The sequence below is a fragment of the Phocaeicola intestinalis genome (genome assembly GCF_014837065.1).
Classification (GTDB): Bacteria; Bacteroidota; Bacteroidia; order Bacteroidales; family Bacteroidaceae; genus Phocaeicola; species Phocaeicola intestinalis.
In genome coordinates this window covers 1-506 of the sequence record NZ_JACSPP010000162.1, presented here as the reverse complement: position 1 = coordinate 506, position 506 = coordinate 1, and the positions used below count along the sequence as shown (strand labels likewise).

Annotated in this window: 1 protein-coding gene; it reads left to right on the top strand. The window is 44.1% G+C overall.

Annotated features, from left to right (window positions below):
* Positions 1 to 180 (top strand): PD-(D/E)XK nuclease domain-containing protein (locus tag H9625_RS17520; RefSeq protein WP_191765619.1); only part of this gene is annotated, 180 nt, incomplete at its 5' end.
* Positions 181 to 506: the final 326 nt, after the last annotated feature.

The window sequence follows — 506 nt, the reverse complement described above, 5'->3', positions numbered from 1 at the left end:
ACGGATGACTACATTTATATTTTCGAATTCAAGCGCGACGGCACGGCGGACGAGGCTTTGGCGCAGATAGAGGCGAAGGGCTATGCCCGACCCTACGAAGCCGACCCGCGCACCTTATATAAAATAGGTGTGAACTTCTCTTCCGAAACGGGGACGGTGGAGGACTGGAAAGTAGGTTAATGTTTATCAACCGTCTTAACAACCTGATTAAATGGAGTTAATACAATCCTTTCCCAGTCCTGACATACTGGGACTGTTGTTTTCACGCATCAGGACTGGAGTCCTATATGTATTAGGACTGCAGTCCTGGTATATTAGGATTATGCGAGGACTCATAAGCTTGCGGATAAGCAATTAGTCACCGTAGCCATTGCAGGCGTACTTTTATGAACGTATCTCATTTTTCAGTACCAAGAGCAGAGGTGATAAATAAAAAAGCGGTTCTTTTGAGCCGCCTTTTTATTGTCCCTTTCAGAATAATTTTGTTTCTTTGCGTAAATCCAAAA